The 12095-nt window shown below is 67.4% G+C and carries 11 protein-coding genes; 4 read left to right on the forward strand and 7 right to left on the reverse strand.

Translation table 11 applies throughout. The features are described 5' to 3' along the window. Positions 1–87: 87 nt before the first annotated feature. From bioD to J0A91_RS06145, 4 genes are read right to left on the reverse strand one after another with little or no spacing between them, the layout of a single operon-like run. On the reverse strand, positions 88–702 hold the full coding sequence (gene bioD / locus J0A91_RS06130) for a dethiobiotin synthase (RefSeq protein ID WP_069204171.1): 615 nt from the start codon (positions 700–702) through the stop codon (positions 88–90). Beyond that, the gene (locus J0A91_RS06135) at positions 699–1823 is read right to left on the reverse strand and encodes an 8-amino-7-oxononanoate synthase (protein ID WP_069204172.1); all 1125 of its coding nucleotides are present in this window, start codon (positions 1821–1823) and stop codon (positions 699–701) included. Before J0A91_RS06135 ends, bioD begins: the two co-directional genes overlap by 4 nt. A 39-nt stretch (positions 1824–1862) precedes the next feature. Continuing rightward, on the reverse strand, positions 1863–2252 hold the full coding sequence (locus J0A91_RS06140) for a type II toxin-antitoxin system death-on-curing family toxin (protein WP_069204173.1): 390 nt from the start codon (positions 2250–2252) through the stop codon (positions 1863–1865). A 4-nt stretch (positions 2253–2256) separates the two neighbouring features. After that, positions 2257–2502: an AbrB/MazE/SpoVT family DNA-binding domain-containing protein gene (locus J0A91_RS06145; RefSeq protein ID WP_069204174.1), complete on the reverse strand. Its 246-nt coding sequence runs from the start codon at positions 2500–2502 to the stop codon at positions 2257–2259. A gap of 77 nt (positions 2503–2579) precedes the next feature. Between J0A91_RS06145 and J0A91_RS06150 the strand changes: the two genes are divergently transcribed. Next, positions 2580–3536, forward strand: a complete 957-nt coding sequence (locus tag J0A91_RS06150; RefSeq protein ID WP_069204175.1) for a cation diffusion facilitator family transporter — start codon at positions 2580–2582, stop codon at positions 3534–3536. 16 nt (positions 3537–3552) lie between these two features. On the opposite strand, the gene J0A91_RS06155 is transcribed toward J0A91_RS06150, so the two are convergent. Beyond that, positions 3553–4734, reverse strand: coding sequence for an acyltransferase family protein (locus J0A91_RS06155; RefSeq protein ID WP_083224525.1), 1182 nt, complete (start codon positions 4732–4734; stop codon positions 3553–3555). Between the two features lie 175 nt (positions 4735–4909). Here J0A91_RS06155 and J0A91_RS06160 point away from each other — a divergent pair, with 175 nt between their 5' ends. From J0A91_RS06160 to J0A91_RS06170, 3 genes are all read left to right on the forward strand, one after another. Next, positions 4910–6610, forward strand: a complete 1701-nt coding sequence (locus J0A91_RS06160; protein WP_069204177.1) for a DEAD/DEAH box helicase — start codon at positions 4910–4912, stop codon at positions 6608–6610. Positions 6611–6701: 91 nt separating this feature from the next. Beyond that, positions 6702–7799, forward strand: a complete 1098-nt coding sequence (hisC, locus tag J0A91_RS06165; protein ID WP_069204178.1) for a histidinol-phosphate transaminase — start codon at positions 6702–6704, stop codon at positions 7797–7799. A gap of 77 nt (positions 7800–7876) precedes the next feature. Next, positions 7877–8524, forward strand: coding sequence for a DUF4893 domain-containing protein (locus tag J0A91_RS06170; protein ID WP_083224911.1), 648 nt, complete (start codon positions 7877–7879; stop codon positions 8522–8524). A 23-nt stretch (positions 8525–8547) separates the two neighbouring features. Here the strand turns inward: J0A91_RS06170 and J0A91_RS06175 are convergent, their stop codons facing one another. Together J0A91_RS06175 and J0A91_RS06180 are read right to left on the reverse strand one after the other, a co-directional pair. Next, positions 8548–9477 carry a right-handed parallel beta-helix repeat-containing protein gene (locus J0A91_RS06175; protein WP_069204179.1) on the reverse strand — a complete coding sequence of 310 codons (930 nt, stop codon included), beginning with the start codon at positions 9475–9477 and terminating at the stop codon, positions 8548–8550. A 110-nt stretch (positions 9478–9587) separates the two neighbouring features. After that, positions 9588–11690: a TonB-dependent receptor gene (locus J0A91_RS06180; RefSeq protein ID WP_069204180.1), complete on the reverse strand. Its 2103-nt coding sequence runs from the start codon at positions 11688–11690 to the stop codon at positions 9588–9590. Between the last annotated feature and the right edge of the window lie 405 nt (positions 11691–12095).

The following is a 12095-nucleotide window of genomic DNA, read 5'->3' on the forward strand; positions in this document are numbered from 1 at the left end:
TCCTGAGCGAAGTCGAAGGACGTGCCCCAAGCGCCGCGCCTCGATCACGCACTTCGACTTTGCTCAGTGCGAACGGAGGAGGGACGGTCATGTGAAGTCCTCAAGATCAAAATGCTCAGCGAACGCTGCCCGCAGGCTCTCCGCATCCAGCGTCTCCAACCACGGCAACCGTCCCAGCCGTTTCACCCCGCCGATCGCGGCGATCGTCGCTTCGCTATCTTCATTGGCATCGCCGCTGAACGCCACACCCAGGATCGGCACGCCGCGCGCGCGCAACGCCTCGATCGACAGCAGGCTGTGGTTGATCGTCCCCAGCGCGGTGCGTGCGACCAGCACCACCGGGTGCCCCCAGCGCGCGAACAGGTCGGCGAACAGCAACTCGCGTGTCACCGGCACCAGCACGCCGCCCGCGCCTTCGATGACGAGCGGCCCCTCGACCATCGGCGGCATCAGCCGGGCGGGATCGATCGTCACGCCGTCGATCTCGGCGGCGCGGTGCGGCGAGCAGGGCGTGTTCAGCCGATACGCTTCGGGGAGCACGCGCGTCACGCCGAGCGCGGCGACGCGGGTGGCATCGGTGCCGTCGTCCAGCCCCGCTTGCACCGGCTTCCAATAGGCCGCGCCGAGCGCCGCCGCGAGGCCGGCGGCGAACACCGTCTTGCCCGCATCGGTATCGGTGCCGGTGACGACGATCGCCTTCATGCCAGCGCCGCGCCGATCGCCTGCGCCAGCCCGTCGACATCGGCCTGGCTCGCGTTGAGCGTCACGGAGATGCGCAGCCGCGACGATCCCGCCGGCACGGTCGGCGGGCGGATGCCGCGCACGTCATAGCCCGCCGCCTGTACGGCGCCCGCGACGCGCATCGTCGTCGTATCGTCGCCGAGCACCAGCGGCAGGATCTGCGACCCCGTCGGCGCGACGCCATGTGGCGCGAGCACGCGCTCCGCATATGCCACCAGAGCGTGCAGCCGCTCGCGCCGTTCGGGTTCGTCGGCGAGGATGCGCAGGGCTGCGCGCACCGCGCTCGCCATCAGCGGCGACGGCGCGGTCGAGAAGATGAAGCCGCGCCCGCGATTGACGAGGAAGTCGCGCACCACGCGCGGCCCACACACCAGCGCGCCCTCGCACCCCAAGGCCTTGCCGCAGGTCCGCAAGGTGATGACATTCTCTCGCCCCTCCAGGTCGGCGGCGAGTCCGCGCCCGTCGTGCCCGAACACCCCGCTCGCATGCGCCTCGTCGATCAGCAGAAACGCATCGTGCCGCGCCGCGACCGCCGCAAGATCGTCGAGCGGCGCACGGTCGCCGTCCATGCTGTACAGACTCTCGACCGCGATCCACGCCCGCCCGGTGCCGCCACGCGCGCGCCACGCGCCGATCGCATCGTCGAAGCCTTGCGGATCGTTATGCGCCGCCGCCACCGCCTCGGCGCGGCCGAGCCGAATCCCCTCGTGCGCGCTGGCGTGGATCAGCGCATCATGCACGACGAGATCGCCCCGCTGCGGCAGCGTGCCGATCAGCGCCGCATTGGCGGCGTATCCGCTCGAAAAATACAGCGCCGCCTCGCTGCCGAAGAACGCCGCTGCCTCGATTTCCAGCGCATCATGCTCGGGATCGTTGCCGCGCAACAGCCGCGACCCGCCCGAACCGACCGCCACGCCCCGCGCCACCGCCTCGGCCACCGCATCGCGCAGCCGGTCGGACGTGGCGAGCCCGAGATAATCGTTCGAGGCAAAGTCCACGCCGGCGCGCGGGAACAGCCCCCGCAGCCGATCGCGCTCGGCAAGCTGCGCGAGATCCTGGGCATGGGCGGCGAGAATCGACATTTGCAACGCTCGGTAGCGCGGTTTGCGAAATGCTCAAGTCTAGGCGGCGGCGATGTTGCTCCGAAACCAGTCGCTCAGCGCGTCCACGGTCAACTCCCCGGCGGCCAGCGCGAGAAAGGTGGTCACCAGTTCGACATCGCTGCACATCAGCCGATAGCCGTTAAGCATCAGAAAGGTTTCGCTCACCACCGCCGCCGTCCGCTTGTTGCCGTCGGCGAAAGGATGGTTGCGTGCGATCCCGAACGCGTAGCTCGCGGCGAGTTCGGCGACGTCGGGATCGCCATAGGCGACGAGGTTGAGCGGTCGCGCCATCGCGCTTTCGAGCATGCTCATGTCGCGCACGCCGGCGGCCCCGCCATGCTCGGCAAGCTGCTCGCCATGCGCGGCGACCGCGACCGCAGGGTCCACCCAGATCCAGTCGTGCGACACGGGTCTATTTCGCGAGTTCGCGCAGCGCGTTGCGGCGTCGCTTCATCACTTCGCGCGCGGCTTCCATCTGTGCCGCGAACCCGTCATCGTGGCGCGTGATGGTAATGCCACCGGGCACATCGCTCAGGTCGAGCGAATCGCCGGCTTCGACGCCGAGTTTCGCCAGCACGTCCTTGGGCAGGATCACGCCGGTCGAATTACCGACCTTGATGAGCTTGAGCGATTTGGCGAGATTTGCGGGTGCGTTCATACACACGTTATAACACGCACCCGCTTGGCCCTCAACCGTTCACCCGCTACGCCAACACCCGCACCCGGGAGAATTGCATGTCGTCGTCCAAGCAAGGCGAGTCGAATCTCGTCATCTTCGCGGCACTTGCCGCCAACCTCGGCATCGCCGTCGCCAAGTTCATCGCGGCGGCGATCAGCGGATCGTCGTCGATGCTGACCGAGGGGTTCCACTCGGTCGTCGACAGTCTCAACCAGATCCTGCTGCTGTACGGCCAGCATCGCGGCAAGCGCCCGCCCGATGTCGACCACCCGTTCGGCTATGGCCGAGAGCTGTATTTCTGGAGCTTCGTCGTCGCGATCCTGATCTTCGCGGTCGGCGCGGGCGTGTCGGTGTATGAGGGTATCGTCCATATCGAGGAGCCCGAGCCGCTGCGCGATCCGCTCATCAATTATATCGTGCTCGCGGTCGCCTTCGCGATGGAGGGGGGATCGTGGCTCTTGGCGATGCGTGGGTTTGCCGCCGACAATCGCGGGCGCGGCTGGTGGAGCGCGGTGCGGCGCTCGAAAGACCCGGCCGGCTTCATCGTGCTGTTCGAGGATTCGGCGGCGCTCGCCGGTCTGCTCATCGCCGCCGCCGGCGTGTGGGCGAGCCACCATTTCAACGATCCGCGCATCGACGGCGTCGCCTCGATCCTGATCGGCATATTGCTCGGGCTGATCGCGATGGTGCTCGCGCGTGAGGCCAAGGGGCTGCTGATCGGCGAGGGCGCCGATCCCGCGATCGTGGCGGAGGTGCGCGCGATCGTCGATGGCTATCCGGTCATCACCTCGGTCAACCACGTTCGCACCATCCACACCGCGCCCGACAGTGTGTTCGTCGCCATCAGCGCGGACTTCGAGGATTCGCTGACGATGGGGGATGCCGAGACGATCATCGAGACGATCGAGACCGATCTCAAGGCGCGGCTGCCGATGCTGTCGTCGATCTACATCCGCCCCGAAAAGCGCGAGAATGCGGCGATCCTGCCGGTGGATGGTCCGACGGCGGCATAGTCGCCAGCGTCCCGCGCTACTCCGCCGGCACCGCGGTCATCGCGTCCCGCCGCGCACGCGGCCGCGCGACGCTGCGCGTGCCGCTGTAGAGCAGGCTCAGCACCGGCGAGCGCTCGACCAAAGCGGCGATGGCGAGCGTCGTCGCCAGCGTACCACTCGCCACCAGGACGAAGCCGATCGCGGGCGGCAGGCCGATGCCGTCGGCGATCAGCGCCAGCCACACGATCACCGGCACGTGGAACAGATAGACGACGAACGATCCGCGCACGAGCCGGTCGGTGACCGGGCTGGCGCGATCGAACGATTGCCGCGCGACCGACAGGATCACCTGAGTCACCAGCATCGCGGAAATCGCGCCGACGAAGCGATACAGCGGCGGCCAGCTATGCCCGTATAGCACGAGCGCCAGCGCGGTCGCCGCCACCGCCAGCACCGCGACGCCAGCCCGCCGCTCGCCCATCGCGGCGAGCGTGCGCGGACCGCGCTGGAGGATGAGCCCGAGCACGAACCACGGCAGCGCGCCGAGCAGATCGTCGAGGCGCAGGATCTCCTGCGGCAGCGTGGTGTTGAGATGCGCGCTGTAGAACAGCTCGATCGTCACCGCCTCGAACAGCCCGACCGCGACGCCGAGCAGCAGCAGCGCGGCCAGCGGACGCCGCGCGGTCCAGCGGTCGATCCGCTCGGGCAGTACGGCGGCGCGCAATCGCGGCCATATTTGCGCCGCCAGCGCGGTCGCGCCGCACAGATAGAGCAGCACGATGATGAACCACAGGTGCCGCACCCAATAACCGCCCGAGGTGACCGATAAGTGCCGCCACGAGTCGAGCGCCGCGGCCGGCGCGAAATTGGAGAGTTCGCAGCCGATGTTGAGCACCGGGATGATCGTGACGAGGCTGGCGAGGAACGGAATGCCGAGCCGTGCCAGCCGCGCGCGAAACCATCCGGCGGGCGGATATTTGGTCAGGCTCAACGCCGCGAAATAGCCCGCGACGAGGAAGAACGCGGGCATGCGGAACAGGTGGATCGTCTCTGCGACATAATCGAGCACCGGCGAATGCTGGTGAGTCGCGACGATCCAGCCGCCCGCCTGGAAGGCAAGCGCGCTGTGATAGGGGATGCCGAGCAGCATCAGTGCCGCGCGGAGGGTATCCCAATAATGCTGGCGCGCGCTGGGGCGGCGGGGTGATCCTGCGTCCATACCCCAGGATAACCGCGTCGCGGCTGAATGGCTCCGTAACGAAATGTCGAGCGATCCGCCCACGGGAACCGTTCGTCCCGAACCTGCCCCTTTTCTAAGCGCGTGCGTTTGTGCGCCGTATCTGCTATGGAACCGCGCTCATCGCGCGACTTGCGCGTCCAGCATTCGGAAAATCATGCCTTTTACTCACCTTCCTGCGCTTCTTGGCGAAGCGCTCACCGCACGCGGGTATGCCGCGCCGACCCCAGTCCAGGCCGCCGTGATCGCGCCCGAAGCCGAGGGGCGCGACCTGATCGTCTCCGCGCAGACCGGCTCCGGCAAGACCGTCGCGTTCGGCCTCGCCATCGCCCCGCAGTTGCTGACCGAGGACGGCACGCTGCCACCGGCACGCGCGCCGCTCGCGCTCGCCATCGCGCCGACTCGCGAACTCGCGTTGCAGGTCAGCCGCGAACTCGAATGGCTGTACGGCAAGGCCGGCGCGCGCATCTCGACCTGCGTCGGCGGCATGGACGCCTCGCGCGAACGCCGTTCGCTCAGCCACGGCGCGCATATCGTCGTCGGCACGCCGGGCCGCCTGCGCGACCATATCGAACGCGGCGCGCTCGATCTGTCGCAGCTCAAGGCTGCTATCCTCGACGAAGCCGACGAGATGCTCGACATGGGCTTCCGCGAGGATCTCGAACAGATCCTCGACGCGACTCCCGATGGCCGTCGCACGCTGATGTTCTCGGCGACGATGCCCAAGTCGATCGTCGCGCTCGCCAAGCGCTACCAGAAAGATGCGCTTCGCATCACCACGGTCGGCGAGGATCGCGGGCATGGCGACATCAGCTATCAGGCGGTCACGGTCGCGCCGCCCGACATCGAGAATGCCGTCGTCAACCTGCTTCGCCTCCACGAAGCCGAGACCGCGATCCTGTTCTGCGCGACTCGCGACAACGTCCGCCATCTCCACGCCGGGCTGATCGAGCGCGGCTTCTCGGCGGTGGCGCTGTCAGGCGAGCATAGCCAGAATGAGCGCAACGCCGCGCTCCAGGCGCTGCGCGACCAGCGCGCGCGAGTCTGTGTCGCCACCGACGTGGCGGCGCGCGGCATCGATCTGCCGACCGTCACGCTGGTCGTCCATGTCGAGCTGCCGCGCGATGCCGAGACGCTCCAGCACCGCTCGGGCCGTACTGGTCGCGCCGGCAAGAAGGGCACCGCCGTGCTGATCGTGCCGTATCAGCGCAAGCGCCGGGTCGAGATGATGCTGCGCGGCGCGCGCATCGCGGTCGAATGGCTGCCGGTGCCGAGCGTCGACGACATCCGCAAGGCCGATCGCGAGCGGCTGATGACCCAGCTTCTCGAACCCGTGGAGGTCGACGAGGACGATCGCGCGCTCGCCGCCAAGCTGCTCGAACAGAAGACGCCCGAGGAAATCGCCGCCGCTTTGGTGCGCTCGTACCGCGCGCGCATGCCCGCGCCTGAGGAGATGCTCGCCGAAGGCCCATCGGAGCGTGCGCCCGGCAAGGAGCATCACCGCGAAGGCTTTGACGACGTGGTGTGGTTCCGCATGGACATCGGCCGCCGCGAGAACGCCGATCCGCGCTGGATCCTGCCGCTGATCTGCCGGCGCGGGCACATCACCAAGAACGAGGTCGGTGCGATCCGCATCGCCGCCAACGAGACCGCGTTCCAGATTCCGCGCGGGCTGGCGAGCAAGTTCCTCGCCTCGGTCAAGCGCACGCAGGGCGAGGAAGCCGAGGGCGGTGTTCAGTTCGAGCAGCTCGCCAACGCGCCGCAGGAGGCGCCGCGCGGGCCGCGCCGTGCCAACGGCCCGGCGCCGGTACGCCACGCCGCCCGTCCGACACTGCGCAGCAAGCGGCCGGAACGCTGAGTATCACGCCGGTTGGTGCCGATTAAGCACACCTGAACACGAGCTGCGCTCGGGACTAGCGCGGGTGGCATGCGGGCGCTAAGCGACTGCCATGCTGGCACCCAAACCCAAAGACTGGATCATGGCGATCGCCCCCTACATACCGGGGCGATCGTCGGTCGATGGCGGCGCGAAAGCCGTCAAGCTCTCCTCGAACGAGAATGCGCTCGGCACCAGCCCGAAGGCGATCGCAGCTTTCGCCGCGCACAGCACCGATCTCGCGCGCTATCCCGACGCCAGCGCGACCGAACTGCGCGAGGCGATCGCCGCGAAATATGATCTTGAGCCGGAGCGGATCATCTACGGCACCGGATCGGACGAGATTCTCCATCTGATCGCCGGCGCCTATGCCGGGCAGGGCGATGAAGTGATCCACGTCCGCTACGGGTTTGCGGTGTACGAAATCGCGACTCGGCGCGTCGGCGCGCTGCCGGTGATCGCCCGTGACAAGGATTACGCGACCGACGTCGATGCGATCCTGGCGTGCATGACCAGCAAGACCCGAGTCGTGTTCATCGCCAACCCCAACAACCCGACCGGCACCTTCACGTCGCGCGCGGAAATCGCGCGGCTGCACGCCAATCTGCCCAACCGGGTGATGCTGGTGATCGATCAGGCCTATGCCGAGTTCCTCGATGCCGAGGACGACGACGGCGCGCTCGATCTGGCGCGCACCGCGCCGAACGTGATCGTGACGCGCACTTTCTCGAAGATCCACGGTCTCGCCGCCGAGCGGATCGGCTGGGGCTATGGCTCGGCCGAGGCGATCGCGGCGATGCACCGCATCCGCGCGCCGTTCTGCTGCACGATCGCAGGGCAAGCGGCGGCGATCGCGGCGGTGCAGGACGACGCCTGGGTCGAGAAGACGCGCGAGCACAACCGCGTGTGGCGCGCGTGGTTCGCCGAGGAGATCGGCAAATTGAGCGCGGCGAGCCTGCGCGTGGTGCCGAGCGAGGCGAACTTCGTGCTGGTGCTGTTCGAGGGCGCGCTGAGCGCCGAGGCGGCCTACACCCAGTTGATGGAGCGCGGCTATATCGTGCGCTGGCTGCCCGGACAGGGGCTGGCGAACGGGCTTCGCATCACCATCGGCACCGAGGACGAGACGCGCGGCGTCGCGGCGGCACTGCGCGACATCGTCGCCGGGGTCTAAGCCGTCCGCAAGGCGCGGCCTTGGCAACGCGCGGCCTGCGTGGTTAGGTGTGCGCCGATGACAAGGAAGACGGTCGCTTGAGAACAGCCGCAATCGTTACGCTTCTGTGCGGCTGCGCGGCGCTGGCCGGGTGCGGCGGCAAGGAACGGCCCAAGCCCGTCGGCAGCGCGCCCGCCGCCGCGGTCGCGCCCGAGCAGAATTGGCGCCTGATCGCCACCGATGACGATCGCAACCGGCTGCGCGGCTGGCGCGACACCTGGCTGGCGGCGGTCGACAAGGCGCGCAAGGGCGGGCGCGGTGCCGCGATCGACGGACTTCAAGAACTCGCCGATCCTGACCGCGCGCTGACCGAGCCGCTGCCGCGGGCGGGCGCGTATCGCTGCACCGTCTACAAGATCGGCGCGAACGGCACCGCGATGGCCGATTTCACCAAGTTCGAACCGACCGAATGCGAGATCGTCGACGGCGGCGGCGGGCTGCTCGAATTCCACAAGACCGGCGGCGTGCAGCGCCCCGACGGGCTGCTCTACCCGGACGGCGCGCGCGCGATCTTCCTCGGTACGATGGTGTATGGCGACGAGGACAAGCCGTTCCGCTACGGGCAGGACCGGCTGCGCGACATGGCCGGCTATATCGAGCGGATCGGCGAGAAGCGCTGGCGGCTGGTGCTCCCCGCGCCCCGCTTCGAATCGATGCTCGACATCATCGAGATCGTACCGGCGTAACGCTTCCCTCGTTCGGCGCGCGGCTACCGCGTCTCGAACGCGCGCACGCCCTTGCCGAGCGTGTTGGTGCCGATCGCGAGGCGTTCGTGGCTATAATCGGCGACGAAGGCGGGGCTGCGGGTCTCGCCCGGCGCGAGGCTGGCGGTGTTGTCCTCGATCCGCAGCCCCGCCGCGCTGTGATCGTGCGCTTCGGCGGCGACGACGATGAAGCCGGTCCAATTTTCCTTGTCGCGGCCCTGCACGAAGGTGTTGCCGCGAATCGTGCCGGTCGCGCCGTTGGGCAGGTCGATCATGTAGTTGGTCTTGTGCCCGGCGGTATCGTCGAAACTGTTGTTGGTGATCGTCACACGCGGCCCGCGCACCTTGACGTAATGTCCGCCGCGCCCGCGCTCGAAGCGGGAATTGGTGACGGTGACCGGGCCTTGCGTCTCCAGATAGATCGAATGCGCGCAGCTCGGGCTTTCATCGCACTGGCCGAGGCCGGAGAAAGTGGTGTGGTCGATCGTGATCGGCATGTCCGCGCCGGCGCCGCCGAGGATGCCCTCCTGGCTGTCGAGGAACATCGCGTTGCGCACGGTGAGGTCGCCGCGCTCGATGCGAATGCCGGCGCCGTTGCCGTCGCCGACGCGAAACCCCCGGAAGACGATGCCGTCGACCACCGCGCCGTCGCCGCGCAGCACCAGCGCCGCCTTGCCCTCACACGTGGTCTGCTCGAAGATCACCCGACCGGGGACCGCAGCCTTGAACACGATGTGCCCGGCCTGCTGGATCGCGCATTCGTGATAGGTGCCCGGCGCGATCAGGATCGTCGCATCCTGTCCGCGAATCGCCATCAGCGCTTCGTCGAGCTTGGCGAAACCCTGCCCGCCCTGAACGGTGAAGGGTTGCGCGGGGCTTTGGGCCGCGACCGGCGCGGCGAGCGCGAGCAGCGCGATCGGCAGGATGTGACGCATGTACCGGACTCCCTTGGACGCGCGGAAATGCCCGCGCGCGCGGGATTTGAGAAGGCGAATTGAGGGTTAACCTGTTTCCCGGTTCGGAACACCGAGCGTCAAATCGTCGCTCAGATGCTCTTGCTGATCCCGAAGAAGAAGCCGCGCCGCTGGCCGTATTGCGGCGCGCCGACGCCAACCCCCGAACCGTCGCGAATCTCATAGACATGGTCGAACAGGTTGAACACGTCGGCACGGATCTCGACGCCCGGCCCCGCGAACTTGTGGCTCGCGCTGATGTTGAACACCGCATAAGCGGGCAGCTTGCCGCCGTTCGGCACCGCGCCGTCGCGGCGCAGCCCCGATCCGTAGATCATGCTCGACGACAGCTTGCTGTCGCGCAGGAAGCCGTCGTCGAAATGGTAGGACGCGCCCGCCGATCCGGTCCAGGTCTGGTCGTGGTCGAGATAGATGTACTGGCGGCTGATCGTGGCGAGATCGGCCGGATCGAAATTGAACTGGCCGCTGCTGATGTCGGTGCCCTTGGCCTCGGCGTGCGCGATGTTGGCGTAGAGCAGCCAGCCGTGGTGCGTGTAGCTGATGTTGCCCTCGATCCCGTCGATCCGCCCGCGCGCATAGTTGAACGGGGTGAGGATGATCGGCGCGCCGAACTGACCTTCGTCGAGCAGGTTGCGCGAGCGGCGGTGATAGGCGTCGATACCGATCGTGACCGGGCCGATCTTCTGCTCGGCGCCGATATCGAAATAGTCCTGCCGCTCCGCGAACGGCACGTCGCCGAAGGTGCCCGGCGCCGCTGCGCTGGTGCCGACGAATTTGGCGATCGTGGTGGTGGCGACATTGGCGAACGGTGCGGGCGAGAAATAGCGCGCATAGCCGGCATGGATGGTGAACCCGCCCGGCGGGGACCACACCGCGTTGACGCGCGGGCTGAACTGCTGCTCGCTGCGGTAACCGTCGTAATGATCGAACCGACCGCCGAAGTTGATCGTGATATGGTCGATCGGCTGCCATTCGTCCTGGAGATAGACGCTGTAGGTCATCTCGGTCGCCGCGCCATTGTCGGCGATCGCGATCGGCTGGCCGGTCTGCGCGCCGTCGGCATCGACCGGGAAGACCTGCGTGGTGGTGCGGCTGGTGCCGTGATCGCGGGTGACGACGAAGCCGCCGCGCAGCGTGTGCGCGCCGCTCAGGCGGTATACGCCTTCGACCTGAACGCCGGTGGTGAAGTCCTGCTTCTTGGCGGCTTGCGCGATGCCGTTGAACAGCAGCTCGCCGAGCACGTCAGGGGTATATTGCAGCGACGAATAGCGCGCGAACAGCGAGCCTTGCAGCGTCACCGGCCCGGCATCGTGAAGCAGGCTGAGGATGCCGAACGCGGTCTGTTCGTGCTGGCGCTCGTCGAGATCGTCGCTCAGGAAATCGGTGACGCCACCGACCGAATAGCCGCTGTCCGGGTGCAGCCCGCGCGGGTTGGGGATCTCGAAGCGCTGGTCCGAATAGCCGCCGATCAGCGAGACGCGGTTGCCGTCGTCGATCGTGTGATCGAGATAGACGAAGCCCTGATACTGATTGGTGGTGTCGTGGAGCGCATCGGTGCTGCCGTCGACCGATTCGATACCGAGATCATTGTGTCGGTAGCTGGCGGTGACGAAGTAGTTGGTGCTGCCGCTCTTGCCGCCATATTCGACGCTCGGCTCGATCGTGCCACGGCTGCCGCCGTAGAGCGAGACCTCGCCGCCGTTCTCGAAGCCGCTCTTGGTGGTGATGTCGATGATGCCGGCGGTGCGCAGCCCATATTGCGCCGGCAGCGCGCCGGTGCGCAGATCGAACCGCTCGACGAGGCGAGGGGACAGCGTCTGGCCGAACACGGCGATGCCTTCGGGCAGGATCGTGCCATTGATGCGATATTGCAAATTGGCATGGTCGTCGCGGACGTGGAGCTGGCCCGCACCGTCCTGCGAGACGCCGGGGAGCTGGAGCAGGATCTGGTTGAGCTGCTGGTTGTCGCCACCGGGCAGCGCCTGGATCGTCGCGTTCGAGATCGAATAGGTGGTCGCGCCGAGGCTCGGCTGGATCGCGGCGCGCGCGGCGTCGAGCCGGCCGGTCACCACGATATCCTTTGGCTGATCGGCAGGCACTTGCTGGTCGTCGGCAGCAAAGGCGGGGGTGGCGAGCAACGCGGCGCCGCACAGCAGCAGGATACGAACGGGCATGGATGGGGAGGCTCCGGCTGTGACGACCATGATACGATGTAATGTCACAGAATCGTCAAGCCTCCCGGGCACGATTCTGATCGAGACCCCGTTGCCGGTTCGATCCTTGCGGATTGCTGAACCGGAGCGGGATGCGGTGGTGGGCTCGCCGGGGCGACAACAAATAAGCAAAGTCAATACGTTGCTTTGCCTAACCGTCCCGCTTTCGCGTTCCCGCTCTCCTCATGCCCGAAAATTTTTGCCTAACCAGCAGGAATGATAGCCGGCGTGGGCGGCTGCCATTCGCAACGGATCGAGCAGCGACAGCGATACGGAAGCGCTGAAGCTGCGCCCGTTCTACGTGTACGTGCCTAACCGCGCCACCAAAAAGTAGCACGCGGGGAAACCCCAACATCCCCAACATCC

The organism is Sphingomonas panacis (assembly GCF_001717955.1).
Taxonomy (GTDB): Bacteria; Pseudomonadota; Alphaproteobacteria; order Sphingomonadales; family Sphingomonadaceae; genus Sphingomonas; species Sphingomonas panacis.

Bases quoted from the DNA above. Each gene is read 5' to 3' on its own strand.
- bioD (WP_069204171.1), bottom strand. From the start codon at position 702: ATGAAGGCGATCGTCGTCACCGGCACCGATACCGATGCGGGCAAGACG.
- J0A91_RS06135 (WP_069204172.1), bottom strand. From the start codon at position 1,823: ATGTCGATTCTCGCCGCCCATGCCCAGGATCTCGCGCAGCTTGCCGAG.
- J0A91_RS06145 (WP_069204174.1), bottom strand. From the start codon at position 2,502: ATGAACGCACCCGCAAATCTCGCCAAATCGCTCAAGCTCATCAAGGTC.
- J0A91_RS06150 (WP_069204175.1), top strand. From the start codon at position 2,580: ATGTCGTCGTCCAAGCAAGGCGAGTCGAATCTCGTCATCTTCGCGGCA.
- J0A91_RS06155 (WP_083224525.1), bottom strand. From the start codon at position 4,734: ATGGACGCAGGATCACCCCGCCGCCCCAGCGCGCGCCAGCATTATTGG.
- J0A91_RS06160 (WP_069204177.1), top strand. From the start codon at position 4,910: ATGCCTTTTACTCACCTTCCTGCGCTTCTTGGCGAAGCGCTCACCGCA.
- hisC (WP_069204178.1), top strand. From the start codon at position 6,702: ATGCTGGCACCCAAACCCAAAGACTGGATCATGGCGATCGCCCCCTAC.
- J0A91_RS06175 (WP_069204179.1), bottom strand. From the start codon at position 9,477: ATGCGTCACATCCTGCCGATCGCGCTGCTCGCGCTCGCCGCGCCGGTC.
- J0A91_RS06180 (WP_069204180.1), bottom strand. From the start codon at position 11,690: ATGCCCGTTCGTATCCTGCTGCTGTGCGGCGCCGCGTTGCTCGCCACC.